Genomic DNA, 25,907 nt, shown 5'->3' with positions numbered 1-25,907 from the left:
TTGTTGCGGGGACGATTACTTGCCGTAGATATCGAAGGCGAAGTACTTGTCCTGGATTTGCTTGTACTTGCCGTTCTCGCGAATGGCCGCGATCGCGGTGTTGATCTTGTCTTTCAGCGCGTCGCCCTTGCGAACCGCGATCCCTACGCCGTCGCCGAAGTATTTGACGTCGGTGAAGGCAGGGCCAACGAAGGCGAAGCCCTTGCCGGCGTCGGTTTTCAGGAAGCCGTCATCCAGCAGGGTAGCGTCTGCCACGGTGCCGTCGAGGCGACCGGCGGCCACGTCAAGGTAGATTTCGTTCTGCGAACCGTAAGGCTTGATCTCGGCACCCAGCGGGGCCAGGACTTCGCGGGCGAAACGCTCGTGGATCGAACCACGTTGCACGCCGATGTTCTTGCCCTTCAGCTCAGTCAGGTTTTCGCTGACCTGAGTGCCGGCTTTCATGACCAGGCGGGCCGGGGTGTTGTAGTACTTGTTGGTGAAGTCCACGGACTTCTTGCGGTCTTCAGTGATCGACATGGACGACAGGATCGCGTCGATCTTGCGCACTTTGAGTGCCGGGATCAGGCCGTCGAACTCTTGCTCGACCCACTGGCACTTGACCTTCATCTCTTCGCACAGGGCGTTACCGATGTCGTAGTCGAAACCCACGATGCTGCCGTCCGGTGCTTTGGAGGCGAACGGAGGGTAAGCCGCTTCGATACCGATTTTCAGAGGTTTTTCATCGGCGAATGTCGGCAGGGACAGCACGGACAGTGCCAGGGCGCCAAGCAGCACGAGTTTCTTCATCTTGGGACTCCATCGGTAAAGGGCAAAAACGGCAGAGTGAGCGACAGCCCAATATGCGAATGGTTAAACCAAAAAGCGGTGCTGCGTCCTAGGAACCGTGCGCTGATTTCAACGCAGGCAACGACGAGCGAGTGATTGGCATTCTAACGACAGGCCCGAAGCCGATATTTCTTCAATGCGACAACAAATTACAGAAGCACCGAGAATGCCGTTTGGGCACGTTGACAGCTCTGCAATTTCATGCAAGAGCAAAAGACAGTGAACCGATCTATGTTGCAAATTGCGGGCCTATTATTGGCAAACCCTTCTAATCCGGCAAGCACAGCGTGGTGTCTAATTTTTTATGCAAGGTTCAGAGGCCCTGAAACGGGGCTTTGCGTTTCCCTATGCCTCGTTATCGGGCGAGCGGTTACACATTCAGTTACTTGAAGGGTGATGGGTAACAGTAGGAAATGGCCCACGGTGGAAGCCGATAATTATTGGTTGAAGATCAACAGCAAAGGATCGCAGCCTTCGGCAGCACCTACAGCTGGAATGCGATCTCTGTAGGAGCTGCCGAAGGCTGCGATCTTTTGATCTTCAACAACAAAAAGCCCCACCAGACTCAACACCTGGCAGGGCTTCGATGACTCCGAATGCTACTTACGCAACATTCATGGTCTTGTGCGTATCAATCAAATGCTGCACCACTCCCGGATCGGCCAGGGTGGAGATATCCCCCAACCCGTCGTATTCCGCCGTGGCGATCTTGCGCAGAATCCGGCGCATGATCTTGCCCGAGCGGGTTTTCGGCAGGCCCGGCGCCCATTGAATGACATCCGGCGAGGCAATCGGGCCGATCTCTTTACGCACCCAGTTCTTCAGCTCCAGGCGCAGTTGCTCGCTCGTCTCTTCGCCAGCATTCAACGTGACGTAGACATAGATGCCCTGCCCCTTGATGTCGTGCGGCACACCGACCACCGCCGCTTCGGCGACTTTCGGGTGAGCGACCATCGCGCTTTCGATCTCGGCGGTGCCCATGCGGTGGCCGGAAACGTTGAGCACGTCATCCACGCGACCGGTGATCCAGTAGTAACCGTCCGCATCACGACGCGCACCGTCACCGGTGAAGTACATGCCACGGAAAGTCTTGAAGTAGGTGTCGACGAAGCGGTCATGGTCGCCATACAGCGTGCGCGCCTGGCCTGGCCACGAGTCGAGAATCACCAGGTTGCCCTCGGCAACGCCTTCGATGATGTTGCCCAGGTTGTCCACCAGCGCCGGCACCACGCCGAAGAACGGCCGTGCTGCAGAGCCAGGTTTCAGCGCGTGAGCACCCGGCAATGGGCTCATCATGTTGCCGCCTGTTTCGGTCTGCCACCAGGTATCCACGATCGGGCAACGGGACTGGCCGACATTCTTGTAGTACCAATCCCACGCTTCCGGGTTAATCGGCTCACCGACCGACCCCAACAGACGCAGGCTGCTGCCATCGGCGCCTTCAACAGCGGCGGTGCCCGACGCCATCATCGCGCGGATCGCGGTCGGCGCGGTGTAGAGGATGTTGACCTTGTGCTTGTCGACAACCTTCGCCACCCGGGTGATGTCCGGATAGTTCGGCACGCCTTCGAACAGCAGCGTGGTAGCACCGTTGGCCAGCGGGCCGTAGACGATATAAGAATGGCCGGTGACCCAGCCGACGTCGGCGGTGCACCAGTAGATTTCGCCCGGGCGGTAGTCGAACACGCGCTCATGGGTCATTGCCGCGTACAGCAAATAACCGCCAGTGGTGTGCTGAACGCCCTTCGGCTTGCCGGTGGAACCGGAGGTATAAAGGATGAACAGCGCTTCTTCGGCGCCCATTTCTTTTGGCGCGCAGACGGTGCCCGCCACTTTCATCAGGTCTTCGTACCAGATGTCGCGATGCTGGTTCCACTTGATGTCGCCGCCGGTGCGCTTGCACACGATGACTTTCTGAATGCTGCTGGTTTCCGGGTTGGTCAGCGCGTCGTCGACGTTGGCCTTGAGCGAGATCTTCTTGCCGGCACGAATGCCTTCGTCGGCGGTGATCACCACTTTGGATTTGCAGTCGATGATGCGACCGGCCAGGGCTTCCGGCGAGAAACCACCGAACACCACCGAGTGAATCGCACCGATCCGGGCGCAGGCCAGCATGGCGACCACGGCTTCGGGGATCATCGGCATATAGATTGTCACCACGTCGCCGCGGTGCACATCCTGGCCGCGCAAGGCGTTGGCGAACTTGCAGACTTGTTCGTGCAGCTCGCGGTAGGTGATGTTGCGGCTTTCGGCAGGGTCATCCCCTTCCCAAATAATCGCGACTTGATCGCCACGCTCGGCCAGATGACGGTCGAGGCAGTTGTAGGAAACGTTCAGCGTGCCGTCAGCGAACCATTTGATGTCGACATGGTGATCGTCGAAGGACGTCTGCTTCACCGTGGTGAAAGGCTTGATCCAGTCGAGGCGCTTGGCTTGTTCGCGCCAGAAGCCGTCCGGGTTGACGACCGACTGCTGGTACATGGCCTTGTAAGTGGCCTCGTCAGTCAGCGTATTGGCTGCTACCTCGGGACGAACGGGATACAAAGAAGCCGCACTCATCTTTCTTACCTCGGTGGAATAGTTGTTTTTGTATGGCCCCAGTTGTAGCCGGGGCGGGCCTATAGAACCATTCGACGATGGTAGTAACAAGCCCCTACAAAATGTGGCTATACCGCAACGAAGCGCCCAAACCCACTGTTTTAGGGGGCTCGACGATTATTACCAAATCTGCCAAAGGTGTTTATCAAAAGCACAGCTATATGCCCGTCATGCCCAGGCCTAAAATCGGTCTCGCCAACACGGCAATGTGATTAACCCAGTTGCAGCCCCCACGAAGGCAGTTAATCCAAGACTCTTTATCAAAGCTCCACACGCAATCCCAAAAAGATTGCGTGACCCCATTCGACCTCAGAAAGGTAACTTTGAAATGAAAGCTTTATTGGTTCTGGCCCTCAGCAGTCTGTGCGCAACCGCCATGGCAGACGAGGCCCCGACTGATGTCGCACAGCAACAACCCGTCGTCGAGGAGTACACCTACTCCACCCATCTGGACATCGCCAAAGTTATCTCGATGAGCGAAATCCCGAACGTCTGCGAAGTAGTCCCGGCCAAAATGGTCTACGACGACTCCAAAGGCCAGCGACACATTCTGCGCTACAGCGTCATGGGTAACGGCTGCTCCAACGGCTGATCCGCCCCACTTTCATCTCCTGAGGCTCGACCCATCCTTTTTTTAGAGACCAGATGAAGCGCCGAGCCTTGTATCGATAAATACGATTGCTTTAAGCATATATTTGCACTTTTTAATCTAATTATCTGGCGTAGTATGAATTCCACACCAAGGCACACAACGCCAATGAACCTGGAGCCACTACCATGAAAACCAAACTGATCCTCGCCCTGACCCTTTCCGTCCTGGCCGCCAACACCTTCGCCGCCGATGGCTACGACCGCACTGGCTCGGCTGCTTTCAACGACGCGGCTGTCGCTTCTGACGGATACGACCACACCGGTTCTGCCTCTTTCGCGGCTGACGGTTTTGATCGTACGGGCGCTGCCAAAGTCGCTGCCGATGGCGCCGATCACATCGGTGCAGCCAAAGTTGCTGCTGATGGCTCTGACCGCGTGGGTGCCGCTCGTTTCAGCTGAAACCCGGCGCGACATCACAGCCCGACTTCGGTCGGGCTTAGTTGTGTCTGGAGTGGTTGAAAATCGACCAAAACCACAACATGTAGTGAAAAACAGGGGTTTTTGGTTGTTTTTTGAACAACGCTTTTCAAGACCCTTTGTAGCTCGGAATTGCACACAATCTCGTCCACAAAACCCCGTCTATTGCTCTGCAAGCCCCGCCCCATCTGGCTTGCGCCATAACAGCTGCCCGTAACGGTGCGAACACCCCGGCCTCACCGTCAAAAACCAGCCGAAACAGGCGAAAAAAAAACTTCCTCCGCCAAAGCCCTGTAAACCCTCGCTCCAACCTGAAAACGCCCCTCGCCGAGCCCTCCAGGTGCCATTTCGCCGCACCACGGGGCCGAAAATTTCCTTATAATGCGGACTTAAACGGGCCTGCAATATTCCCTTACAGGGGTGAAAAGCCAGTCTGAAGCCCACGCAGAGCGGTTCACATTCTCTGCGCCCATCAGCGGCTTCGGAACACCCGTACAAAATTCTGTTTATTGCCTGCGTTGTACTGCTGCAACAAACGATTTCCTTTAGATCCAACGCGGCCAGAACCGGCCGTGTGAAAAACCAACCTATCAGTTTTCACACGGGCAACTGGCCCTCACGCAGGAGACGACACGTCATGCTGAGCTGGGACGAATTCGACAAAGAAGATGACGGCGAAGTCGCTGTAAAAGGCGCCAATGCCGGCCACGCTTCTGAAGCCAACATGGACCGCCTCGACAGCGCCGGTGGTGCCGCCGCTCAAGAGGCCCGCGCCGTGACCGCGACGGACTCCGCCGCCATCGCCCGCGCCAAGGCTGCCCTGGATTCCCTCGACGTCGCCGAAGGCCTCGCCGAACTGGAAGGCGCCTCTGCCCGTGTAGCTGTCGATGAAAAGCGCATGATCAACTGCCGCGCCGACCTCAACCAGCTCGTGCCATTCAAATACGACTGGGCATGGCAGAAGTACCTGGACGGCTGCGCAAACCACTGGATGCCGCAAGAAGTCAACATGACCGCCGACATCGCCCTCTGGAAAAACCCGGAAGGCCTGACCGACGACGAGCGCCGCATCGTGATGCGCAACCTCGGCTTCTTCTCCACCGCCGACTCCCTGGTTGCCAACAACCTGGTCCTGGCCGTGTACCGCCTGATCACCAACCCGGAATGCCGCCAGTACATCCTGCGCCAGGCCTTCGAAGAGGCGATCCACACCCACGCCTACCAGTACTGCATCGAATCGTTGGCCATGGATGAAGGCGAGATCTTCAACATGTACCACGAGATCCCATCGGTCGCGAAAAAAGCCACCTGGGGCCTGAAATACACCCGTTCGATCTCCGATCCGAAGTTCGAAACCGGCACCGTCGAAACCGACAAAGAGCTGCTGCGCAACCTGATCGCCTACTACTGCGTTCTGGAAGGCATCTTCTTCTACTGCGGCTTCACCCAAATCCTCTCCATGGGCCGCCGCAACAAAATGACCGGCGTCGCCGAGCAGTTCCAGTACATCCTGCGCGACGAATCCATGCACCTGAACTTCGGCATCGACGTGATCAACCAGATCAAAATCGAAAACCCGCACCTGTGGGATGCCGAGATGAAGGAAGAAGCTTCGCAGATGATTCTGCAAGGTACTCAGCTGGAGATCGAATACGCACGTGACACCATGCCTCGCGGCGTACTGGGCATGAACGCGGCGATGATGGAGGACTACCTGAAGTTCATCGCTAACCGTCGTTTGAGCCAGATTGGTTTGAAGGAAGAGTATCCAGGGACGACTAACCCGTTCCCTTGGATGAGCGAGATCATGGACTTGAAGAAAGAGAAGAATTTCTTTGAGACTCGGGTTATTGAGTATCAAACCGGCGGTGCACTTAGCTGGGATTGATTCCTCAGCTAGCCGTGATTTAACGATGTAAATCGAAAAATCGAATTGCAAGAGGCCCCGATCTGATCGGGGCCTTTTTATTGGGTAAGAAAATTCTCACTAATTTCGACCTTCGCTACTAAAACTCCTACAACAATTCCAGCACCGTCCGCATTGATGTCGTTTCAGAGCATCTCTAAGCTCTATAGCAGGTGCCTAAGAAACGCCCAACGTAGAAGCTAACTTCCTTTCCTCAGTACGCGCGCTGATATCAGCGATATACGCGTAATCCTGTGAGTGGGAGAAACAGCCTGTTGGGATTTCTTAGATCCTCTACGTCGGGTTCCGGCCCTCTTCCACTCATACGTAGAGGTAATGGATATGCCTGCAGAAGCTCCACACCGATCGGTCATGCGTGATCCCTTTAGCCCGACGATCTTCACCCGCCACAACCTTCACCTCCATGCCCTTCTTCTTGAAAATCAACCATGGTTCTGCGCCCGCGATATCGGTCGCCTAATGGGCGTCCATCTGAGTGATCGTATGGTCAGCAAGCTGGATAAGGATCAGCGTCGCATTTTGTGGATTGAGTATTTCCGGCAACCAGAAAAACAGCTGATACTCAGCGAGTCAGGTGTATATGCGCTGTTGGTTTATCACTACGTTCCAGGGAATCGGTTACTGCGTGAGTGGTTGACCCATCAGGTGGTGCCGGCCTTGCGCGATGCAAAACCCTCGGAAAATTCGGATCGTCCGATGTTGAGTGTCTTGGATTGGCCGGAGATGTCGTTGAGTTTGCTTCATTGGCAGGATGATAGTTGGATTCGGCTTCGGGACATGCCGTACCTGTTGAGCGATCAATCGCAGCGGCGCGTGACGGTGGTTAGGCCTTGGTGGCGGAAGGTTACGCAGGTATTTCAGTCGTCGAAGCATTCGATGGGTTAGAAGACGTGTTTGTAGGATCTCTTGCGAGATCCATCGCTATTTTTTGTAGGAATTTTCGTAGACAGCCGTGATGGCCACTCAGTATCGTCCGAGGGTTTTCAACCCTCGGCGATTGTATGGATACTGGAAAGAGCAACAGCGATTGGAGTGACGCGGAGATTCAGGCTGCGGTCGATGCCTATCTCAGCATGTTGTCACGCGAGCAAAGCGGTCAGAAGGTCAATAAGGCTCATGAGAATCGCGTGCTGCGCGAGGGTGCCTTAGCGGGCCGCACCAAAGGTTCGGTTGAGTTTCGGATGCAAAACATCTCTACCGTGTTAGTCGAACTCGGAAGAGATCGCATTGAGGGGTACAAACCCGCCAAGAATGTCGGTGTAAATGTTGAACTCAGTATTCGTGAAGCACTTAACGCTCAAAGCACTTTGACGCCCGAAGATTTTGCTCCAACGGCTGATGAGGCAACACTGGAGCGCCGCGCCGTCAAACTTGAGAAACAGCTGTTCAAGGGTGAGCCGAAAGGGATTGTGAAACCAGAGCAAACTCAGACAAGCGGAAAATCCTATGTTCGCGATCCGGAGGTGAGAGCATGGGTCCGTCAAGAGGCCAAAGGTATCTGTGAGGGCTGCGGCCAACCAGCTCCGTTTGAAAAAGACGGCAGACCGTTTCTTGAGGTTCATCACGTTAAGCATTTGGCGCAGGAAGGTTCGGATCGTCCGAGCAATGCCGTGGCTCTATGTCCGAATTGTCATCGACGCTGTCACCATGCAAGTGATCGGGATGAATTCACAGCTTCGCTTTATATGAAGGTTGAGCGGTTGAAGCCTGAGTAATTGGGCTGAATAAAATTTGTGGCGAGGGAGCTTGCTCCCGTTCGACTGCGAAGAGTTCGCCAAGCAAACAACTTGATCTGTCTGATGTACCACGCTTGTCGAGTTTTGGGCTGCTGAGCAGCCCAGCGAAAGCAAATTCCCTCGCCACAGATGTATGCGTATGTAAAGGACGTCAGTTACTGATTATTTTTGAGACCCCCGAGCTTTTAGATTAAAGCGATCTATTACTTGGATTTAAGCTTTTCTAGCTCCTCCATAACACTATTAACAAAGTGCCCACCTGCCTCCCAATCTCCTGAAGCAGGAGCTAAGTGACCTAAAGGGCCATCAACCTTCAAGTAATTAACTATATCTTTATAGGGCAATTTAACTACAAAGCTCCCGCACACCCCAGGCGTAACCTCATACTCACTAAATACAAACTCAACATCATTTTCTTTAATAAAAAACCTAGGCACATAACTTGCTTTTTCAAAACGATCGTCAAATACACCATACTCACATATCGTACTCACCTCCCTAGATATCTTCTTCTTAAGCTCATTTAAAGCATCTCGCCTTGCATCAAAAACGTCGAAAAAATCAAAAAATCTCTCTGCAACAGGATCAAAATTAAGAGAAAACTCAGACTCGTTCCCGTTCATCGCGCCATCGTAATAATAGTATTGATAAACTTTCAAGCTAATTAGATTCTTCGTCAAAACACCCGTCTCATAGCGCACCCGATATTCCAACAAATTACTTTGAATCGCATCCAAAACATTACTTTCAATCTCCCGATTAATCTTATCAATAAAATCACTCGAAAGTATCGCACTCACGTATGGGTAAGAGACATCTATATTGCGATCCGAATGAAAGCTAGAAAAAACGTCCTTAAAATCATCTCCCACCATCACGACATCAACAATACCGATCTGACTTGACAAATACCTCTCCACCTTTACAGCAACATAAGACACCCCACCTATAACCATAGGCAACAGTGTCAAATAAAAACCCACCGCTGTTAACTTACTAGGCAGACTCCACCCAATCCATTGCTTTCTGCTTGGAAAAAAACGCACTTACATCTCCTTTCTTAATAAAGCATCCAACATCACCAAACTTAATAACCCAGCAACCAGAAGATTAAACCACAACAATAAATCGTGAAAAAGTACTTCCACCCTACCTATCCTATAAAAAGGAAAACGTGCACTCTAGCCTCTACCCCAACATCTAGGACCCGAGCCCACCATGAAATTCAACCTCGCCTACTGCCTCAGCCTCGACGACAAGCTGTCGATCTATGACGTGCGCGATTTGAATTTCGACGAAACCATGGCGTTCGATTCCGCCAAGGAGCACTTCCAGTGCCCCAACGATGCCTGCCGCTTAGCGTTCGATGCCGCCAACGTGTTGGGAACGTTCAACGCCAAGAATGTGAATTACGTGCGCACGCCGCATTTCAAGAACATGCCTAGCACCCGGCATGTGGCGGATTGTCCTTATGTCAGTCTCAAGGTATCGGCGTCAGGTGTGGACGCGGACGGGGCGGAGTCGGATGACGGTCGGGAGGAGCATTTTCCGTCGGAGTTGTTGCTGACTCGGCGTGAGTATGTGCGTAAGCCGTCGACCCCAGCGGTGGCGGCGGATGTGATGCGGGACGATCCGAAACCCTCTTCAGCGGCCAGTAACGTCGAGCAGCCGAGCCGGGAGTCGGCACCGGACAAGACCAGTGTCTTCGCCCATCCGGTGGAGTGTTTTGTGTCGAATTTCGAAGACAAGGATCTGCTCAAGCGCATGCCGCTGAAGATTGGCGAGCACACGGCGCCTTATGGGTCGTTCTTCAAGAAGATCGAGTACCTGCAGGACAACAAGGGGCTGATTTACTGGGGCAAGATCAAGGAGATCAAGGATTACACACAGAGCTTTCGCATCGATTTCGAACAGAAGGTCTGGTTCAAGCAAGCGGACGAGGCGAAGAAGAAGCCTTATTCGGTGAACGTTTATCTGAGCAAGAAGCTGATCGACAACTACCGCAAGCGCAAGGCGTTTCTGGAGGAGATCAAGCACGCCGTCGACAGTGATGCCGAGTTGTATTGCTTCTTTTATGGCGTGACGCCGGAGTTGAAGCAGGTGCCGAGCAAGAAACACCCCGAACAGACGTTCGGGGTGTTCAGTGCCAACATCGAGAACCTGGATCACTTCATCATTCGGGAAGCGTCGGGGTTGGCAGGTAAGTAATTCGAGCCACTGCGTTACTGCAGCAGCTGATCTTGCGTCGAGAGGGTGGCTTCCAGCGCCCATATTTGCCTTCTTACTTCCTCACGCCGATCACGTGCAGCCTGGATGCCGGCCTCGTCAAGGCCGCAGTACTGGCGTAACCAGTGGGCCATCATCTCCTCGTCCGGCAAGTAATAACCTTTGACACCATTGTTGCTTCTCACGGTGTCGTTCATCTGCGCGTCAAAGCGGCCAGCCATGATTTCGTCTGGCGGTAAACAACCCCACTCTGCGGCGTAATCTTCAAAGATCCAGGCAATTTCGTTGATGTGGCCTTGCGCACTGCGATGACCTCGCTTGTATAGCCTGTACTGGCGGCTTTCGTTAAATCGCTCCAGCATGGCGTCATGACCAACCCATTGCAGGACGTCATGGCGTAGCGCATCACGCATCAGTCCGTTGATCCATCGCTCGGAAAACCGTTGAACAAAACCTTCCACGTCAGCCTTTTTCGCGTCCGCGAAAATCATGCAATAACGGGTTTTCACATGGATGACGAACAACACGTGCTTGCGTTGCACGGTAATGGCGTGGACCAGCCACTGTTCGGCTGAGTCCCCCTGCTCGTCGTCCTCGATAACGGACGATGGAGGTTTCTCCACCGGGGTTATTTTCTTGCCCTTGTGGACGCGGCTGAAGAAGGTGCTGGCGGCTTCGGTGCAGTTGAAGATCAACATCCTGGGCTCTCGAGAGGTCTGTGCCGCTATTTAACGCATATGCCGAGCATCACTAAAAGCAGCAAACCAATATAAACCCGCGCATGCACCCGATCCGGTATCCGCCCGATCCACGGCGTGGCCAGCCGAATCCCCACCAGCGACCCGACCGTCAGCACCGCAAACGCCAGCACATCCACATAACCGACAAACCACGGCCCCAGATCAAACTCGGTAAACCCCGCCATCGCCATATAGGTCAGCGTCCCAGCCACCGCAACCGGAAGACTCAACGGATTAGCCATGGACGTCGCCTGGGACATGCTCAGCCCACAACGGCGCAATAACGGCACGGTCATGACGCTGCCGCCCACCCCAAGAAAAGTGGCAATAGCGCCAATTCCCACACCGCCGCCAGACACTTCTGCCCCGCCCAATCGCCGTGGGACTTCGATGTAGGACTGCGTAAGAAAACCGCGTCTGAACAAGCAGTCCAGAATGGTCACGCCCAGGTAAACGATGAAGACAGAACGGATCAGCTCACCACTCGCCCACATCGCGGCCGCAGCTCCGACGATCGCGCCCAAGCCGATGAACCCGCCCAACGGCCACAGGTAATGGCGAATGAGATTGCCGGCGCGGTGATGTTTTCTGGTGGCGATCAGTGCATTGACGATCATCACGCAGGTCGAGGTGGCTACGGCAATGTGCATCGCCGCTTGGCCGATGGGATCGTCGATGCCGTGGCTGGCCGTGAGCATGCGGTACAGCAAGGGCACGACGACAAATCCGCCGCCGAAGCCGAACAGCACGGCGGTGACGCCGGTCATGCAGCCGAAGAGTGCCAGCAAGAGGTAGAAGAACATCGCGCATCGTCCATGGGTTGAGAGTGGCCGACGATAGAGCGACGGGGCTTGGCCTGCTTCAGCAAGTCAGCCAATAATGTTTGCGTTTACGCCAACCGCTGGGTGCCGCTCGATGCGCAATGTTTCGATTGATCTGCTGGACGACACGCCACGGCCGGTGTTGGCCATCGGTACGGATTATCCCGACGGTCATCGGTTGCTGCGCCATACCCATCGACGGGCGCAGTTGTTGTATGGCGCCACCGGGGTGATGCAGGTGAGCACGCTCGACGGCAATTGGGTGGTGCCGCCGCAGCGGGCGGTGTGGATTCCGCCGGGGGTGGCGCATGAGGTGTTGATGCTGGGGGTGAGCACTCGCAGTGTGTATATCGAACCGGGGGCGGTTGATCTGGGCAAGCGCTGCCAGGTGATCAGTGTTTCGCCGTTGATGCGGCATTTGTTGATGGAGGCGGTGGAGGTTGCGCTGGAGTATGACGAGGCCGGGCGCGACGGAGCGCTGATCGACTTGTTGCTGCATGAACTGGCGCGCAGTGCTCACCTGCCGTTGCACATCCCGCTGCCGATGGATTCGCGGTTGCTCGGGTTGTGTCAGACGTTTCTCCGGCAACCGAACGCTCACCAATCGCCGCAACAATGGGCCGATCAGTTGCATATCAGCCTGCGTACGTTCAATCGTCTGTTCCGCCAACAGACCGGGCTGAGTTTCAGCCAATGGCGGCAGCGGGCCTGCGTGGTGCTGGCCTTGGCACGGTTGGCGGTGGACACGCCGGTGACGCGGATTGCCCTGGATTTTGGCTATGAAAGCCCGGCGGCGTTTTCGACCATGTTTCGTCGTGTGCTGGGGCAGGCACCGTCCGTTTGGCTGGAGGGGGCGAAATGACCCCGTAGGAGCGAGGCTTGCCCGCGAAGAATGCAACGCGGTATTTCAGGGATTACGCATCATCGTTCTTCGTGGGCAAGTCGGATCGCCGCACCGCTCGCGTCTACAGGTTCTGCACCAGGCGGATGATTGTCTTGACTGGCTTGTTCTGACAGCAATTCAAAACTCTGCTCCTTCACATCCTGGGAATCCAGGCCGATTTGCACCCGGAACTCGCCCGGTTCGGCGACGTACTCAAGTTGGGAGTTGAAGAATTTCAAGTCGTTCTCATCAATGCTGAAGTGGACTGCTTTCTCCTCGCCGGCCTTGAGCATGATTTTTTGAAAGTTCTTCAGTTCTTTGACCGGACGGGCGACAGAGGCAACGACATCGCGGATATACAGCTGAACCACCGTTTCGCCGTCACGCTGGCCGGTATTTTTCACCATGATGCTGGCGACGAGGTTGTCGGTCTTGTTCAGCGTGGTCGAAGACAGGGCCATGTCGGTCAGGCTGAAATCGGTATAGCTCAGCCCATAGCCGAAGGGGTAAAGCGGCCCATAGGATTGATCGAAATATTGCGACGTGTAGTTGCGAAGCGCACCCGGCAGGTACGGACGGCCGGTGTTCAGGTGGCTGTAGTAATTGGGGATCTGCCCCACGGAACGTGGAAAGGTGATGGGTAATTTGCCGGACGGGTTGTAGTCACCGAACAATACATCGGCAACGGCATTGCCTCCCTCGGAGCCGCTGTACCAGGTTTCCAGGATCGCATCGGCCTGTTTCTGCTCCTTGCCGATGGACAGCGGCCGACCGTTCATCAACACCAGCACCAGCGGCTTGCCGGTGGTTTTCAGGGCGGTGATCAATTCACTCTGGCGCCCAGGCAGATCGAGGCTGGTTCGACTGGCCGCTTCATGGGACATGCTGCGGGGCTCGCCCACCACGGCAATCACAACATCGGCTTGCTGTGCAGCCTTGACGGCTTCGTCAATCATTTCTGCTGCCGGACGGGGGTCGTTGGCGATTTCGGACACGCCCTGGTATTCCAGGTATTTAACAACCTCCTGATCCTCCTCGAGATTGGCACCTCGGGCATAGATCAGCGAGCCCTGGCTCATCGCGTTTTTCAGCCCGTCGTAGATCGTCACCGACTGCGCGGGCACACCGCTCGCGGACCAACTGCCCATGATGTCGACGGCACTTTTTGCCAACGGGCCGATGAGCGCGATCGTGCCTTGTTTTTTCAGCGGCAAGAGCCCGTTTTCATTCTTCAGCAGCACCAGTGTCTTGCGTGCCACTTCACGGGCCTGCGCTCTGTGCAGATGGTTTTCGGGGTTGTTATCAGCTGCGTTTTCACTGGCAGCGCCGAGGCGCCGGTAAGGGTCTTCGAACAGCCCCATGTCGTACTTGGCACCCAGGACTTCCCGCACCGCGTTATCAATATCGCTCTGGGAAATAGCGCCAGACTCAAGCAGCCCCGGCAACTCCGGGCCATAGGAGGAGTCGTTCATGCTCATATCAATGCCGGCCCTGATGGCGAGCCTGGCCGCGTCGCGAGGATTCCTCGCAACACCGTGCTGAACCAGATCGGTTACCCCGTTATGGTCGCTGATGACCAGTCCCTTGAAGCCCCACGCTTTGCGAAGCAGATCCTGCATCAACCATCTATTGGCCGCCGCCGGCACACCATTTATCGAGTTAAGCGCCGCCATGACGGCTCCCGCGCCACCCTCGATCGCCGAACGATAAGGTGGCAGGTAGTCCTGGTACATTCGGGCCAGGCCCATGTCGACGCTGTTGTAGTCGCGCCCTCCTTCGACAGCCCCATACAACGCAAAGTGCTTGGCGCTGGACATGATGCTGTCGGGCGCGTTCAAGCTCTGGCCCTGGTAGGCCTGGACCATCACTCTGGCAATGCGTGAAACCAGATAGGTGTCTTCACCGAAGCCTTCGGATGTGCGCCCCCAACGAGGATCACGGGCGACATCGATCATCGGTGCGAAGGTCATATCGATACCGTCCTCACTGGCTTCTTTCGCCGCCGTTCGACCGCTCAACTCGATGGCGTCCATATCCCAACTGGAGGCCAGGGCCAGGCCGATGGGGAAAATGGTTCGATGACCGTGTATCACGTCCCAACCGAAAAACATCGGTATCTTCAGGCGGCTCTGTTGAGCCGCGTCCTGCATGGGGCGGTTTACATAACGGCTCACAGAGCCATATGTCCCCCCGATTCGCCCGGCAGTGATCTCCTGGCAGATTTTTTCGGGCGTCATCTTTTCATCGATAGCGATCAGCCGCAGTTGGCCGACTTTTTCGTCGAGGGTCATCTGATTGATGAGGTTGGTGACAAAGGCATCTTTGTTTGGCGATGCCGTATCGGCCAGGACCGGCAGAGTTGTAAAGCTGATCAGGGCACATAGCAGACGTAGTCTTTTCATGATTCCCTTCCCCGCATAACGCTGTGGCGCACTGCTTTTGAAACGCCACCTTTCCTGCATTGAAGATCAGAAGGCTGACGTTCAATCATTTGGAGCTTTCAGGAAACCGCCTAGAGACAGCGTAGTCGGTCCAACGCCCCTGCCTGAGCGAAAAAAGACAATCGATCAAAAAATGAGTTTGATCCGGGCGCAGAACAACTGTACAAAAACACAGTACATTTTCGAATCGCCACGCTCGATCCCCGGAGAAAACCATGGCCTCTCTTGCAATGAAAATCACCCTGGAACGTATCGCCCTCTTCCAGTTCACCCCCGCCCACTGCGCCCAGGCCCGAGCGATGCTGGGTTGGAGTGTGGAAGAGTTGTCCGAGGAATCCGGGGTTTCCGTTGACGCCATCCAGCGATTCGAAGCAGAGCGTGAGGTGCTGGATGTCACCCGGCTGGCGTTGGCGTATCGGTTTGAATCGCAAGGCCTGGTGTTCTTCCCGGGGTTTGCACCGGGTCGAGGGATGAATGTGAAAGGGTCCACACCGAATCCGGTGGGGCGGGCAGATTATGGAATGGTTGAGTGAGTGAAGTTATCGATTGAGGCGCTTTGCAGGATCACACAAAAGGAATCAGGCAATGATTGAAATAGAAGAAAGCAGCGGGAACGCTTATGAAGATCTCGGAATGGATAACGCAATAGCGATGAGCACCAAATCAAAACTTGCCACCGAAATGGGTGAGGTCATCAAAGCTCGTCAGCTGACTCACGTTCAGGCGTCTGAAATTATGGGTCTGTCGCAAGCCACGCTTTCTGAGATGTTACGTGGAAGCTTTCGTGACATCGGTGAAACCAGGATGGTGGAATGTCTTTCCATGCTCAGGCGTGACATACCAGACCAGTGACACCACAAAACTCACTGGCCCGGTTACATCCCTTTACTGCTGTTTAAACGCCGGAGCCTGACGTTCTAACGAAGCCTGTTCATAGCTGTAAGCCAGGGCCAACAGTTTAGGTTCACTCCAGCGCGGGCCGTAAAAGAACACGGAGGTGGGCAGGCCATCGCCCTTCATGCCCGACGGCAGTGTGATGGCTGGGTAGCCGGCCACCGCGGCACTGAATTGCGAATAGCCGTCGGCATCGGCGATCAGGGCGTCCAGATTGTGCCCGGTCAGTTGCTCATCGATGGCTTCCTTGAAGCTGGCATTGAGTGCCGCGAACAGTTCGGATGCCTGTGCGTGGCTCATGTCCAGTTTGCTGATGTCTTTGAGCATCTGTTGACCGTAACCTTCAGGGCCAGGCTTGAGTTCGTTGAAGTCGATCAACCCTTGAAGCGTTTGGATCGGCAATCCGGAGCGGCTGGCCAGGTACTCCGGCAGCTCATGTTTCATGCCCGCCATGAGTACATTGAAGTAGCCCTCAATATTTGGCAGCCGGACTTTTAATGGCACCAGGGTAGCGCCTTGTTTTTCCAGGGTGGCCAATGCACTCAGAAACTCAGAACCGGGGCGCAACACCGAACCGTCCGGCCCCAGGTACTCGATTGGGTAACCGATTCGCTTGCCGTCCAAGGCATCCTTGGCGAGCAATGCGGTGTAATCGACACCTACCGGTGCGTCGCTGGTTGCGGCGTCCGAAGCATCGACACCTTGCAGGACGTTGAACATGAGCGCGGCGTCAAGAACGGTGCGCGTCATGGTCCCGGGGGTGTCTTGCAGACGTGTGATCGGAATGATGCCGGAACGGCTGAACAGCCCCAGCGTCGGCTTGATGCCCACCACGCCGTTGGCCGAGGCGGGGCAAGTGATCGAACCGTTGGTTTCGGTGGCAATGGCCAGCGGTGCGAACCCGGCGGCTACGCCTGCGGCCGAACCGGAACTGGAACCACACATTTCGCCGCCCAGTACGTGGGGATTTTTCCCTTGGCCACCTCGGCCGCTCCAACCGTGGGGCAAGCCCATTTGTCGAACGTAAGCCCATTCGCTCATGTTGGTTTTGCCGAGAATGACTGCGCCTGCGTCACGAAGCTGCTTGACGACAAATGCATCGTTTGCGGCTGGTTGGCCGACCATGGCCAGTGAGCCCGCGCTCGTTTGCAGGGTGTCTGCGGTATCGACGTTGTCTTTAAGTAGAACCGGAATCCCGTGGAGCGGACCACGAACCTTTCCGTCCTTGCGTTCCTTGTCCAGCGCCATTGCAATCTCGATGGCCTGGGGATTGAGCTCCATGACCGCGTTGATTGCCGGCCCCTGCTTGTCCAGTGCCTCGATACGCGCCTGCAAATGCTTCACCAGTGCTACGGAGGTGAGTTCGTTGCGCTCCATCTTTGCAGTGAGTTCGCTGACACTCTCGTATTCGAGCGCGTTGACCGCTGCAGATGCTGCAGCGGTGTCATCGGCGTAAGCGGAACCCGCGACGGAAAGCACAATGGCCTGCGCCAGCACCGTCATGCGGCTTTTGAAAATGTCCTTCATGTAAAACGTCCTTATTATGGCTAATCACGAGTGAGTCATTTCACTCGCCTCAAAGCCTACCGAAGCCGTAGGAAACGACTGTCAGCGACAAGGAACGAAGGCCGTACGAAAGTTCATCCAGACTTGTAGCCGCTACAAGCAATGTGTCCTTTTTCCTTCATCGTATTTTCCAGATCCAGCCACCACGCGCCACCACGCTGCGGATACATCACGTTGAACGCCTCGCCCATTTGCGGCGTGGTGATCGACACGTTCCGTTCCCAGGCCAGCGCCAGAATACGGTCGAAAGGTTCGTACCAGGCGTGCATCGACAGGTCGAAGGTGCCGTTGTGGATCGGCAGCAACCAGCGCCCTTTAAGGTCAATGTGCGCTTGCAGGGTTTGCTCGGGCTGCATGTGCACGTGAGGCCACTCGACGTTGTAGGCGCCGGTTTCCATAAGGGTCAGGTCGAATGGGCCGTACTGCTCGCCGATGCGTTTGAAGCCGTCGAAGTAGCCACTGTCGCCACTGAAGAAGATCCGCGTGTCGCCGTCGATCATCACCCACGACGCCCACAGGGTGCTGTTGCCGTCGAACAGGCCGCGACCGGAAAAGTGCTGCGAGGGTGTGGCGACGAATTGAAGGCCATCGACCTCGGTGCCCTGCCACCAATCCAGTTGCCGCACTTTGCTGGCGTCGATGCCCCACTTGATCAGGGTGTCACCCACGCCCAGGGGTGTGAGGAAGTAGCGGGTCTTGTCCGCCAGTTTGAGCACGGCCTGATGATCGAGGTGGTCGTAGTGATCGTGGGACAGGATCACCGCTTCAATCGGCGGCAGATCTTCGAGGCTGATCGGAGGCTGGTGGAAACGCTTGGGGCCGGCCCATTGCACGGGCGAGGCGCGTTCGGCGAAGACCGGGTCGGTGATCCAGAACTTGTCCTGCAATTTGAGCAGAAGCGTGGAATGGCCCAGGCGATAGACGCTGTGGTTAGGCGCGGCGATCAATGCCGCCTGGGTCAGGGTTTGCACCGGAACGGGGGCCGACGGCCGGGTGTCGTGCGGTTTGTTGAAGATGAAGTTCCAAAGGATGCGCAAGGTTTTGCGAAAGCCTTCGCGCTGCACCGGCACATGGTTTCGGTACTGCCCTTGAGCCTGTCGGGACGCTTCAGGCGTTGAAGCGTTGTTCGCTGGGGAAGTTGAAGTGGCCATGACTGAATGACTCCAGAAAAACCGCACAATTGACGATTTTCCGCTTGGGACGATTTATGGCCAAGGCATGCACGCATCAGCCGAGATTCTATTTCTCAATGTGCAGGATTAACACAACATTACACTGCACAGTGTAGTTTCTAGGTTGCATCAAAGCCGATCACAAGTAAACTACCAAGTGTAATTCTCCACTTCTTCCTGCCGAAGCGTACTTATGACAGCTCCACAGCGCCTCACCGACCGAAAACGCGAAGCCATCATCCAGGCGGCGATTACCGAATTCCGTACCAACGGTTTCGACATCACCAGCATGGACAAGATCGCCGCCACCGCCGGCGTGTCGAAGCGCACGGTGTACAACCACTTCCCGAGCAAGGAAGAGTTGTTTGCCGAAATCCTCAATCAGTTATGGACCCGAGTAACGGCCGAACAGGAAACGGCCTACCGCCACGACCTGCCCCTGCGCGATCAGCTGCGCCTGATGTTGCAGGCGAAATTGCAGATGCTGGCCGATGACAATTTTCTCGACCTGGCGCGGGTGGCGATCGCCGCCGCCATCCACTCTCCCGAGCGTGCGCAGAACATGGTTGCCCGAATGGGTGAGCGCGAAGAAAGTTTGACCGTGTGGATTCGTGCCGCCCAGGCCGATGGCCGCTTGAAACAGGTCGCGCCTGAGTTCGCTGCGCAACAGATCCACGGGTTGCTCAAGTCCTTTGCCTTCTGGCCGCAGATTTCCATGGGCCAAACGGGCCTGTCGCCCGAGATGCAGCACACAGTGGTGGAATCTGCGCTGGACATGTTCCTGGCGTGCTATGAGTGCTGAGCTGAGCTGCAAAAAATGACAACGTCCGCCGTTTTATCGCTGATTGGTCGCTCTGAATAAGAACTCGGTAATGTGTTTCTGAATGAGACTGACGCTGGAGCTATAGTGAGCCTCAGTCCCAGCCCCCTTCAGAGAGCATCATGAGCACTCCGACCCACGAAACCGAAACCGAAATCACCGGCCCTGTCGATCACCTGCGCTTCCATCGCCCTCACGCGCACCTGGCACCTACTTTCGGTACCGACCGTTTTGCCCTGCGCGCCGAGGCTTTTGCGCGGTTCTTCGGCACGCCGACCTTCCTTGGCGCCCAGACCTTGGTGGTGGTGATCTGGATTTGCCTGAACCTGTCCGGCGTAACCCAATTCGATGTGTACCCCTTCATCCTGCTCAACCTGGCGTTCAGCTTGCAAGCGGCCTACGCCGCGCCGCTGATTCTGCTGGCCCAGACGCGTCAGGCGGCGCGGGACAAAGCCCAGTCCGAAGCCGATGCGCGACATCGTGAAGCCTTGGCCATCGCCAACAGTGAACGTCAGGCCCAGGCCGCGCGGAACACTGCGCAACTGAAGGAGTTGCTGGAGCAAAATACCCGGCTCACCGAAATCACCAAGACCCTGACTGAGCGCATCGAAAGCCTGACCTCGGAAATGCATCAACACTTCATCAGCAAGGAGCCACCGAAGGTTTGATCCGGAGCGCCCGCCCCAACTCGTCGAACAACGTCACCACCGAGCGCAATGCGCGGCAGTCCGGGCGGGTCAGCAGCCACAGCGCGGTGTCGTAACCGTGCAGGGGCTCGGTCAACGGTTGCAGTTCTTCACCGATCAAAAAGTCCGGCAACGCCGCGATGCCCAGTCCGGCCCGCACCAACTCGGTCACCGACAACATGCTGTTGCAGCGATAACCGGGTGTTACGCCGGGCAACTGCTGACGCCGCCAGGCGACGGTGGGGTGATCGGGAAGAAAGTCGTCCGGGGCGATCCAGGTCAATGAGGCCAGGTCGTGGGATTCGACCGATTGCAGATAGGCCGCGCTGGCACAGACCCGGTAGGAAATGTCTGCCAATCGCCGGCCAACCAGATGCTCGGGCGGGGTGCGGGTCAGCCGCAAGGCGATGTCGGCGTCGCGGCGGCTGAGGTTGGCGAAGTCGTTGGAGGTGCAGAGTTCGATAGTCAGCGCCGGATAAGACGGCATGAACCGCGCCAGTGCCGGTAACAGCAGACTTTGCAGGACCGAATCGGTGCAGGTCAGGCGCACCGTGCCGCTGATGATTTCACCGCCCTGCTCCACGCCAATGCGCGCCGCCTCCAGCGCTTGTTCGGCGCGTTCAGCCTGCTCGGCCAGGGTCTGCGCCAGCGTCGTCGGCAGGTAACCAACGCGGCTTTTTTCGAACAGTTGCTGGCCTAGCGCGGCCTCCAGGCGGCGGACCGCGCGAAACACTGTCGAAACGTCGACCTTCAACAACACCGAAGCCCGGGCCAGAGAGCCGCCGCGCACCAGTGCGAGGATCAGGGACAGGTCGGGATAGTCCAGCTGATAGTGCGTCGATGCATTGATCACTTGGGATAACGCCAATATTGATTGCGTGAACGCCAATCTATAGTCGGTGCCAGAAATCAACAAGCGTCGAGATCACTCATGGAAACCAACGCCATCCGCATTGCCCTGATCGGTGACTACGATCCACAGGTCACCGCCCATCAAGCCATCCCCGTCGCCCTCGGCATGGCCGCCGAACACACCGGCATGAACCTGCAATTTGAATGGCTACCCACCGACCGCATCACCACCGATACGCCACTGGATGACTTCGATGGTTTCTGGTGCGTACCCGCCAGCCCTTATCGCGACATGGATGGCGCGCTACGGGCGATCCGCTTTGCCCGGGAACAACAACGGCCGTTCCTCGGCACGTGCGGCGGTTTTCAGCACGCGGTACTGGAGTTCGCCCGCAACGTATTGGGCTGGGAAGATGCCGAACACGGCGAGACTTCGCCCAACGCGACGCGGGCGTTACTCACGCCGCTGACCTGTGCGCTGGTGGAAGCCGTCGACAGCATTCATTTGGTTGAAGGCTCGTTGATCGCCAAGGCGTACGAAAATGCTGAAATTCGTGAAGGCTACCGTTGCCGTTACGGTGTGAATCCCGAGTTTGAACGGCAGCTACTGACGCGACAGTTGCACGCGGTTGGCCACGATTCGGCGGGGGATCTGCGGGCAGTGGAGCTGAAGGATCATCCATTCTTTGTCGCAACGCTGTTCCAACCGGAACGCGCCGCGCTCAAAGGCCTGCTGCCGCCGTTGGTCAAGGCATTGATCGAGGCCTGCGCGAGGCAAAAATCATGATCGCCCAGACACCTGCAGCACCTTACTACGCAGTGATTTTCACTTCGCTGCGCACCGAAGGCGATCACGGTTACGAACAGGCCGCCGAACGCATGGTGGAGCTGGCCCGTGAGCAACCCGGCTTCCTGGGCGTGGAATCGGCCCGGGGCGCGGATGGGCTCGGGATTACGGTGTCCTACTGGGCCAGCGAAGCGGCGATCCTGGCCTGGAAGCATCACCCCGAGCACAGCGCGATTCGTGAGCGTGGGCGATCGACCTGGTATTCGGCGTGTCATACGCGGGTGTGCAAGGTTGAGCGGGCCTATGCGTTCAAACAGTGAATGACCCGGTGATTCTGGAGGCCGTCTTCGCGGGCTTGCCCGCGAAGACGCCAGAACAGCCACCGCAAAACCCTCACCCCCGCACCAAACTCCTCACCGCCGTAATCTGCGGCAGGTCCTGTCGATTCATGTACACCCGCAGCGGCTCGGTGATGTTGATCCGGTCGTCGATGTTCTGGTCCAGCAGCAACTGAATCAGTTCGCGCTTGAGCGTCATGGTCTGCTCGGGGCCGGGTGCCCAGACGAATTCGCTGGCGGGGATGATGCCGTCGTCAGCCACGTCCATGCCGAAGGCGTCTTCGCTGAAGCGCACGATGTACTGGCCGGTTTTGCGATTGAGGCCGACGAAGCCTTTGAGTTGGTCGGCGGCCTGGCAAATGAGCTGGGAAGTGATGCGCATGGTAAACCTCACAAAAGGTCGCTAAGGACCGGTGATCGATGGTTTACACGCAGGCAAGTGAACGGGTTTCCCTCTGCCGGGGAAACTGCAGGTGTGAAGATTACTGCAAAGAGCCGCACAAAAGCGTCGAAGAAATCTTCTTTAAACACGTTTATGTCGGTCTGGTGATAGCACAAGCGGCGCTCAGTTGTTAAAAGATACGTCTTTGAAAACTCATCGCAAAAGGACTTCGACCATGCCTGTCTCCTTCACCAAAAGCGCGCTGCTGCTGAGCCTGATGCTCGGCCTCGGCCAGGCACAGGCCACCAGCGAGCCAAGCCCCAGCGCACTGGCAACCCGCCTGGGCATTCCGCACCCGGCGGTGATCGCCCACCGTGGCGCCTCTTTCGATGCACCGGAATCCACCGCCGCGGCCTACAAACTGGCTCGCGACCTGGGCGCCGACTACCTGGAAATGGACCTGCAACGCAGCAAGGATGGCGTGCTGTTCGCCCTGCACGACAACAACCTGCAACGCACCACCGACGTCGCCACCAAATTCCCTGAGCGCAAGGACAGCCCGGCCAACGAATTCACCATCGCCGAACTGAAAACCCTGGATGCCGGCAGCTGGTTCAACACGGCGTACCCGGATCGCGCGCGTCCTGGCTACGTGGGTCTGAAGATCCTGACCCTGGACGAAATCATCGACATCGCCCAAGGCAATCCACTGCACAAGCCTGGCCTGTACATCGAAACCAAGGAGCCAAAGCAGTTTCCCGGCATCGAACGCGATCTCAAGGATAAATTGCAGGACCGTGGTTGGCTGAGCCCGACGGGTTCCAAACTGGCAAAAAGTAATCTGGCGGTCGGCCAGGGGAAAGGCAAAGTCGTGCTGCAAACCTTCGAGAAGAGCAGCCTCGAACTGCTCGAGAAGGAGATGCCGCAAGTGCCGAAAATCCTGCTGTTGTGGGTCGGCGAAGGCAGCATCGAGCCGAAATCCAAAGTGGCGTTCGCTGAGTCCGGAGACAAGGACAAAGCGACTTACTACGCCAAACAGGAACCGAAAGACAAAGCCGAATTCCAGCAATGGGTCGAGTACGCCAAGTCCCAGGGCGCTATCGGCACCGGGCCTTCTGCCGCGCTGACCAAGGGCGGCGATCAGAGCTATTCAGACCTGGTGAAACCGTGGATGAACCAGTTCACCCACGATCAGGGCATGCTGGTGCACGTCTACACCATCGACGATGCCGTGGATTATCAGAAAGTGACGGATGCCGGTGTCGACGGCATCTTCACCAATCGCGCCAGCGAACTGCTGAAGTTCTATAAACGCCCGGCGGCGGCGAGTGTTGCGCAGTTGTTGCAGAACAACGGGTATTGATTCAAGACCGTGGCGCCTGTTTCGCGGGCGCCACGGTAATTAAGGGTGAATTAAGTTGCGCTGTTTAACCTGATCCCACTTAAACAGCTCCTCCAAGGAAAGAACTTGATGAAAACCTTAACTGCCCTGTTCACCGCTGCCGCCCTGACCCTCACCGCCGGCCTGGCCCAAGCTGACGTTCGCGTCGACCAGATCCCCGAGTTGGTCAAAAGCGGCAAGATCAAACCCCTGGAAGAAATGAACCAGGCCGCGCTGAAGTTGCATCCGGGCGCCACGATTACTGATACCGACCTGGATAACCACTTCAACGGTTACGAATATGAAGTTGAACTGCGTCTGGCTGACAACACCGAATGGGACGTGGACTTCGATGCCGCCACTGGCAAGGTCCTGAGCAACAAACAAGACAAGTGATTCAACTGCAAAAAGCCGCACGATCTTCGGGTCTTGCGGCTTTTTTGCGTTCGGCGTAAGGCAAATCGCTGAAGTGATGAACGAAGTCGCGCCCTTTTGCGCAAGCCCGCTAGAATCCCTCAACACCACTCAGCATGTTGAAGCAGAGAACCAGGGATATGGGGCAAACAGCGACAGCAGATATCGCCACGATCAGCCGGATCAGCGCGGTGCCGGTGGTTCTTCAGGTGATAGGTGAGTTGACCGGTTTGCGGTTCGCGGCGGTGGCCCGCGTCATCGACAACACCTGGATCGCCTGCGCGGTGCTCGATCGACTGGATTTCGGCGTGCAAGTGGGCGATGAACTGCAGCTGGTCTCCACGCTGAGCGAAGAAATTCGCCGGGGCCAGCAGTCAGTGGTCATCGACAAGGTCAGTGAAGACCCGCTCTGCCGCGACCATCCCTTCGAAAGCTACATTGCCGTGCCGGTATTTCGCACCGACGGGCGCTTCTTCGGCACCCTCTGCGCCCTCGATCCTGATCCCGCGCCGCTCAAGTCCAGCACGATCCAGAGCACCATGGAATCGTTCGCCCGGATGCTCGCGCTGCAAATCGAAGCCGACGAAAACCTGCAACGGACCGAAGCGGCGCCGATCAAGGAACGTAAAACCACCGAACTGCGCGAACAGTTCATCGCCGTGCTCGGTCATGATCTGCGTAACCCCTTGTTCGCCATCAGCGCCGGTGCCGAAATGCTCCTGCGCAAACTCAAAGACCCGGCGAATGAGCAACGGGCGCGGCATATCCTCACCAGCGCCCGGCGTGCGACCAAACTGGTCGACGATGTACTGGACTTCGCGCGGGGGTCATTGGGTCACGGCATCCCGGTGAATATCGAGCCGTGCCCTGATTTGGGAGATGTGCTGCGGCATGTGATTGCCGAGATCCGGAGCATTCACCCCAAGCGCATCATTCAGTCGTCGATTGGCGACCTGAGCGACATTCACTGCGATCGCGAACGGGTCGCGCAGTTGCTGTCCAACCTGCTGGCGAACGCCGTCGTCCACGGCGATCCCGACGGCCCGATCGAGGTCAGTGCGCAGGTCAACGAAGGGCAGTTCGTGTTGAGCGTGAAAAACCACGGGCTGATTGCCGAGGATGCACTGCCGCAGCTGTTCCAGCCCTACTCGCGACCGACCGGCGGAACACCGCAGGCTGGCCTCGGATTGGGTTTGTACATTGCCGATCAGATTGCGCAGGCCCATGGCGGCAAACTGGAGGTGGAATCGACCGAGCCGCAGGGCACGACGTTTACCTTCAGCTTGCAATGCGATCTGTAGCAGCTGTCGAGCTTGCGAGGCTGCGTTCGGCTGCGCAGCAGTCGTG

26 protein-coding genes are annotated in these 25,907 nt (G+C 56.7%); 16 read left to right on the top strand and 10 right to left on the bottom strand.

Annotated features, from left to right (window positions below):
• Positions 1-15 precede the first annotated feature (15 nt).
• Both ACEN9A_RS06105 and acs read right to left on the bottom strand, forming a co-directional pair.
• The gene (locus ACEN9A_RS06105) at positions 16-789 is read right to left on the bottom strand and encodes an ABC transporter substrate-binding protein (RefSeq protein ID WP_019651761.1); all 774 of its coding nucleotides are present in this window, start codon (positions 787-789) and stop codon (positions 16-18) included.
• 642 nt (positions 790-1,431) lie between these two features.
• Entirely contained in the window at positions 1,432-3,387 is a 1,956-nt protein-coding gene (gene acs, locus ACEN9A_RS06100; RefSeq protein WP_019582878.1) for an acetate--CoA ligase, read from the bottom strand.
• Between the two features lie 367 nt (positions 3,388-3,754).
• On the opposite strand from acs, the gene ACEN9A_RS06095 reads away from it, so the two are divergent.
• From ACEN9A_RS06095 to ACEN9A_RS06075, 5 genes are all read left to right on the top strand, one after another.
• Complete coding sequence (locus ACEN9A_RS06095) at positions 3,755-4,018, top strand: DUF2790 domain-containing protein (RefSeq protein ID WP_258672676.1); 264 nt, start codon at positions 3,755-3,757, stop codon at positions 4,016-4,018.
• Between the two features lie 185 nt (positions 4,019-4,203).
• On the top strand, positions 4,204-4,476 hold the full coding sequence (locus ACEN9A_RS06090) for a hypothetical protein (RefSeq protein ID WP_028939372.1): 273 nt from the start codon (positions 4,204-4,206) through the stop codon (positions 4,474-4,476).
• Positions 4,477-5,131: 655 nt separating this feature from the next.
• Positions 5,132-6,382 (top strand): ribonucleotide-diphosphate reductase subunit beta, encoded by a 1,251-nt coding sequence (locus ACEN9A_RS06085; RefSeq protein ID WP_007934889.1) that lies wholly within the window; start codon positions 5,132-5,134, stop codon positions 6,380-6,382.
• Positions 6,383-6,772: 390 nt separating this feature from the next.
• Positions 6,773-7,306, top strand: coding sequence for a BRO-N domain-containing protein (locus ACEN9A_RS06080; RefSeq protein WP_258672673.1), 534 nt, complete (start codon positions 6,773-6,775; stop codon positions 7,304-7,306).
• Positions 7,307-7,422: 116 nt separating this feature from the next.
• Positions 7,423-8,136, top strand: a complete 714-nt coding sequence (locus tag ACEN9A_RS06075; protein ID WP_258672670.1) for an HNH endonuclease — start codon at positions 7,423-7,425, stop codon at positions 8,134-8,136.
• A 224-nt stretch (positions 8,137-8,360) separates the two neighbouring features.
• On the opposite strand, the gene ACEN9A_RS06070 is transcribed toward ACEN9A_RS06075, so the two are convergent.
• Positions 8,361-9,203: a DUF3298 and DUF4163 domain-containing protein gene (locus tag ACEN9A_RS06070; protein WP_258672668.1), complete on the bottom strand. Its 843-nt coding sequence runs from the start codon at positions 9,201-9,203 to the stop codon at positions 8,361-8,363.
• Positions 9,204-9,375: 172 nt separating this feature from the next.
• Here ACEN9A_RS06070 and ACEN9A_RS06065 point away from each other — a divergent pair, with 172 nt between their 5' ends.
• Positions 9,376-10,365 (top strand): hypothetical protein, encoded by a 990-nt coding sequence (locus ACEN9A_RS06065; RefSeq protein ID WP_258672667.1) that lies wholly within the window; start codon positions 9,376-9,378, stop codon positions 10,363-10,365.
• 14 nt (positions 10,366-10,379) lie between these two features.
• Here ACEN9A_RS06065 and ACEN9A_RS06060 read toward each other — a convergent pair whose 3' ends face one another.
• Together ACEN9A_RS06060 and ACEN9A_RS06055 are read right to left on the bottom strand one after the other, a co-directional pair.
• The gene (locus ACEN9A_RS06060; protein WP_258672666.1) at positions 10,380-11,081 is read right to left on the bottom strand and encodes a DUF6933 domain-containing protein; all 702 of its coding nucleotides are present in this window, start codon (positions 11,079-11,081) and stop codon (positions 10,380-10,382) included.
• Positions 11,082-11,107: 26 nt separating this feature from the next.
• Positions 11,108-11,926: a sulfite exporter TauE/SafE family protein gene (locus ACEN9A_RS06055; RefSeq protein ID WP_258672664.1), complete on the bottom strand. Its 819-nt coding sequence runs from the start codon at positions 11,924-11,926 to the stop codon at positions 11,108-11,110.
• A 112-nt stretch (positions 11,927-12,038) separates the two neighbouring features.
• Between ACEN9A_RS06055 and ACEN9A_RS06050 the strand changes: the two genes are divergently transcribed.
• Entirely contained in the window at positions 12,039-12,806 is a 768-nt protein-coding gene (locus ACEN9A_RS06050; protein ID WP_258672662.1) for an AraC family transcriptional regulator, read from the top strand.
• Between the two features lie 59 nt (positions 12,807-12,865).
• Here the strand turns inward: ACEN9A_RS06050 and bglX are convergent, their stop codons facing one another.
• Positions 12,866-15,229 (bottom strand): beta-glucosidase BglX, encoded by a 2,364-nt coding sequence (gene bglX / locus ACEN9A_RS06045; protein WP_026346082.1) that lies wholly within the window; start codon positions 15,227-15,229, stop codon positions 12,866-12,868.
• A gap of 254 nt (positions 15,230-15,483) precedes the next feature.
• On the opposite strand from bglX, the gene ACEN9A_RS06040 reads away from it, so the two are divergent.
• Together ACEN9A_RS06040 and ACEN9A_RS06035 are read left to right on the top strand one after the other, a co-directional pair.
• Positions 15,484-15,801, top strand: a complete 318-nt coding sequence (locus tag ACEN9A_RS06040) for a helix-turn-helix domain-containing protein (protein WP_019651748.1) — start codon at positions 15,484-15,486, stop codon at positions 15,799-15,801.
• A 52-nt stretch (positions 15,802-15,853) separates the two neighbouring features.
• Positions 15,854-16,120 carry a helix-turn-helix domain-containing protein gene (locus ACEN9A_RS06035; protein ID WP_258672659.1) on the top strand — a complete coding sequence of 89 codons (267 nt, stop codon included), beginning with the start codon at positions 15,854-15,856 and terminating at the stop codon, positions 16,118-16,120.
• Between the two features lie 33 nt (positions 16,121-16,153).
• Here ACEN9A_RS06035 and ACEN9A_RS06030 read toward each other — a convergent pair whose 3' ends face one another.
• Positions 16,154-17,689 (bottom strand): amidase family protein, encoded by a 1,536-nt coding sequence (locus tag ACEN9A_RS06030; protein WP_019651746.1) that lies wholly within the window; start codon positions 17,687-17,689, stop codon positions 16,154-16,156.
• Positions 17,690-17,802: 113 nt separating this feature from the next.
• Complete coding sequence (locus ACEN9A_RS06025) at positions 17,803-18,879, bottom strand: MBL fold metallo-hydrolase (RefSeq protein ID WP_258672655.1); 1,077 nt, start codon at positions 18,877-18,879, stop codon at positions 17,803-17,805.
• A gap of 214 nt (positions 18,880-19,093) precedes the next feature.
• Between ACEN9A_RS06025 and ACEN9A_RS06020 the strand changes: the two genes are divergently transcribed.
• Together ACEN9A_RS06020 and ACEN9A_RS06015 are read left to right on the top strand one after the other, a co-directional pair.
• A complete protein-coding gene (locus tag ACEN9A_RS06020; protein WP_258672652.1) occupies positions 19,094-19,702 on the top strand; it encodes a TetR/AcrR family transcriptional regulator in 609 nt (202 codons plus the stop codon).
• Between the two features lie 140 nt (positions 19,703-19,842).
• On the top strand, positions 19,843-20,388 hold the full coding sequence (locus ACEN9A_RS06015; protein WP_018926412.1) for a DUF1003 domain-containing protein: 546 nt from the start codon (positions 19,843-19,845) through the stop codon (positions 20,386-20,388).
• Here ACEN9A_RS06015 and ACEN9A_RS06010 read toward each other — a convergent pair.
• Positions 20,363-21,322: a LysR family transcriptional regulator gene (locus ACEN9A_RS06010; RefSeq protein WP_258672646.1), complete on the bottom strand. Its 960-nt coding sequence runs from the start codon at positions 21,320-21,322 to the stop codon at positions 20,363-20,365. The two genes, ACEN9A_RS06015 and ACEN9A_RS06010, sit on opposite strands and share 26 nt — an antisense overlap.
• 15 nt (positions 21,323-21,337) lie before the next feature.
• On the opposite strand from ACEN9A_RS06010, the gene ACEN9A_RS06005 reads away from it, so the two are divergent.
• A complete protein-coding gene (locus ACEN9A_RS06005) occupies positions 21,338-22,045 on the top strand; it encodes a CTP synthase C-terminal region-related (seleno)protein (RefSeq protein ID WP_258672644.1) in 708 nt (235 codons plus the stop codon).
• Positions 22,042-22,365 carry an antibiotic biosynthesis monooxygenase family protein gene (locus ACEN9A_RS06000; protein ID WP_019651741.1) on the top strand — a complete coding sequence of 108 codons (324 nt, stop codon included), beginning with the start codon at positions 22,042-22,044 and terminating at the stop codon, positions 22,363-22,365. Before ACEN9A_RS06005 ends, ACEN9A_RS06000 begins: the two co-directional genes overlap by 4 nt.
• A gap of 73 nt (positions 22,366-22,438) precedes the next feature.
• On the opposite strand, the gene ACEN9A_RS05995 is transcribed toward ACEN9A_RS06000, so the two are convergent.
• On the bottom strand, positions 22,439-22,765 hold the full coding sequence (locus ACEN9A_RS05995) for a DUF2025 family protein (protein WP_019651740.1): 327 nt from the start codon (positions 22,763-22,765) through the stop codon (positions 22,439-22,441).
• 235 nt (positions 22,766-23,000) lie between these two features.
• On the opposite strand from ACEN9A_RS05995, the gene ACEN9A_RS05990 reads away from it, so the two are divergent.
• The 3 genes from ACEN9A_RS05990 to ACEN9A_RS05980 all read left to right on the top strand — a co-directional run bounded on the left by ACEN9A_RS05990 (position 23,001) and on the right by ACEN9A_RS05980 (position 25,861).
• Positions 23,001-24,128 (top strand): glycerophosphodiester phosphodiesterase, encoded by a 1,128-nt coding sequence (locus ACEN9A_RS05990; RefSeq protein ID WP_258672643.1) that lies wholly within the window; start codon positions 23,001-23,003, stop codon positions 24,126-24,128.
• A gap of 108 nt (positions 24,129-24,236) precedes the next feature.
• The gene (locus tag ACEN9A_RS05985) at positions 24,237-24,542 is read left to right on the top strand and encodes a PepSY domain-containing protein (protein WP_007934833.1); all 306 of its coding nucleotides are present in this window, start codon (positions 24,237-24,239) and stop codon (positions 24,540-24,542) included.
• Positions 24,543-24,700: 158 nt separating this feature from the next.
• Positions 24,701-25,861 (top strand): GAF domain-containing sensor histidine kinase, encoded by a 1,161-nt coding sequence (locus ACEN9A_RS05980; RefSeq protein WP_258672642.1) that lies wholly within the window; start codon positions 24,701-24,703, stop codon positions 25,859-25,861.
• Positions 25,862-25,907 lie beyond the last annotated feature (46 nt).

This window comes from Pseudomonas sp. Pseusp18, assembly GCF_059506005.1.
Note: the sequence above shows the minus strand (reverse complement) of the source record. Positions and strands in the feature narration are given on the sequence as shown.

Excerpts from the sequence above, each read along its gene's own strand:
- ACEN9A_RS06080 (WP_258672673.1), top strand. The coding sequence starts at position 6,773 with ATGCGTGATCCCTTTAGCCCGACGATCTTCACCCGCCACAACCTTCAC.
- ACEN9A_RS05990 (WP_258672643.1), top strand. The coding sequence starts at position 23,001 with ATGCCTGTCTCCTTCACCAAAAGCGCGCTGCTGCTGAGCCTGATGCTC.
- ACEN9A_RS06050 (WP_258672662.1), top strand. The coding sequence starts at position 12,039 with ATGCGCAATGTTTCGATTGATCTGCTGGACGACACGCCACGGCCGGTG.
- ACEN9A_RS06005 (WP_258672644.1), top strand. The coding sequence starts at position 21,338 with ATGGAAACCAACGCCATCCGCATTGCCCTGATCGGTGACTACGATCCA.
- ACEN9A_RS06105 (WP_019651761.1), bottom strand. The coding sequence starts at position 789 with ATGAAGAAACTCGTGCTGCTTGGCGCCCTGGCACTGTCCGTGCTGTCC.
- ACEN9A_RS06020 (WP_258672652.1), top strand. The coding sequence starts at position 19,094 with ATGACAGCTCCACAGCGCCTCACCGACCGAAAACGCGAAGCCATCATC.
- ACEN9A_RS06055 (WP_258672664.1), bottom strand. The coding sequence starts at position 11,926 with ATGTTCTTCTACCTCTTGCTGGCACTCTTCGGCTGCATGACCGGCGTC.
- ACEN9A_RS06065 (WP_258672667.1), top strand. The coding sequence starts at position 9,376 with ATGAAATTCAACCTCGCCTACTGCCTCAGCCTCGACGACAAGCTGTCG.
- ACEN9A_RS06095 (WP_258672676.1), top strand. The coding sequence starts at position 3,755 with ATGAAAGCTTTATTGGTTCTGGCCCTCAGCAGTCTGTGCGCAACCGCC.
- ACEN9A_RS06025 (WP_258672655.1), bottom strand. The coding sequence starts at position 18,879 with ATGGCCACTTCAACTTCCCCAGCGAACAACGCTTCAACGCCTGAAGCG.
- ACEN9A_RS05985 (WP_007934833.1), top strand. The coding sequence starts at position 24,237 with ATGAAAACCTTAACTGCCCTGTTCACCGCTGCCGCCCTGACCCTCACC.
- ACEN9A_RS05980 (WP_258672642.1), top strand. The coding sequence starts at position 24,701 with ATGGGGCAAACAGCGACAGCAGATATCGCCACGATCAGCCGGATCAGC.
- ACEN9A_RS06040 (WP_019651748.1), top strand. The coding sequence starts at position 15,484 with ATGGCCTCTCTTGCAATGAAAATCACCCTGGAACGTATCGCCCTCTTC.
- ACEN9A_RS06015 (WP_018926412.1), top strand. The coding sequence starts at position 19,843 with ATGAGCACTCCGACCCACGAAACCGAAACCGAAATCACCGGCCCTGTC.
- ACEN9A_RS06090 (WP_028939372.1), top strand. The coding sequence starts at position 4,204 with ATGAAAACCAAACTGATCCTCGCCCTGACCCTTTCCGTCCTGGCCGCC.
- ACEN9A_RS06085 (WP_007934889.1), top strand. The coding sequence starts at position 5,132 with ATGCTGAGCTGGGACGAATTCGACAAAGAAGATGACGGCGAAGTCGCT.
- acs (WP_019582878.1), bottom strand. The coding sequence starts at position 3,387 with ATGAGTGCGGCTTCTTTGTATCCCGTTCGTCCCGAGGTAGCAGCCAAT.
- bglX (WP_026346082.1), bottom strand. The coding sequence starts at position 15,229 with ATGAAAAGACTACGTCTGCTATGTGCCCTGATCAGCTTTACAACTCTG.
- ACEN9A_RS06075 (WP_258672670.1), top strand. The coding sequence starts at position 7,423 with ATGGATACTGGAAAGAGCAACAGCGATTGGAGTGACGCGGAGATTCAG.
- ACEN9A_RS06000 (WP_019651741.1), top strand. The coding sequence starts at position 22,042 with ATGATCGCCCAGACACCTGCAGCACCTTACTACGCAGTGATTTTCACT.
- ACEN9A_RS05995 (WP_019651740.1), bottom strand. The coding sequence starts at position 22,765 with ATGCGCATCACTTCCCAGCTCATTTGCCAGGCCGCCGACCAACTCAAA.
- ACEN9A_RS06035 (WP_258672659.1), top strand. The coding sequence starts at position 15,854 with ATGATTGAAATAGAAGAAAGCAGCGGGAACGCTTATGAAGATCTCGGA.
- ACEN9A_RS06060 (WP_258672666.1), bottom strand. The coding sequence starts at position 11,081 with ATGTTGATCTTCAACTGCACCGAAGCCGCCAGCACCTTCTTCAGCCGC.
- ACEN9A_RS06030 (WP_019651746.1), bottom strand. The coding sequence starts at position 17,689 with ATGAAGGACATTTTCAAAAGCCGCATGACGGTGCTGGCGCAGGCCATT.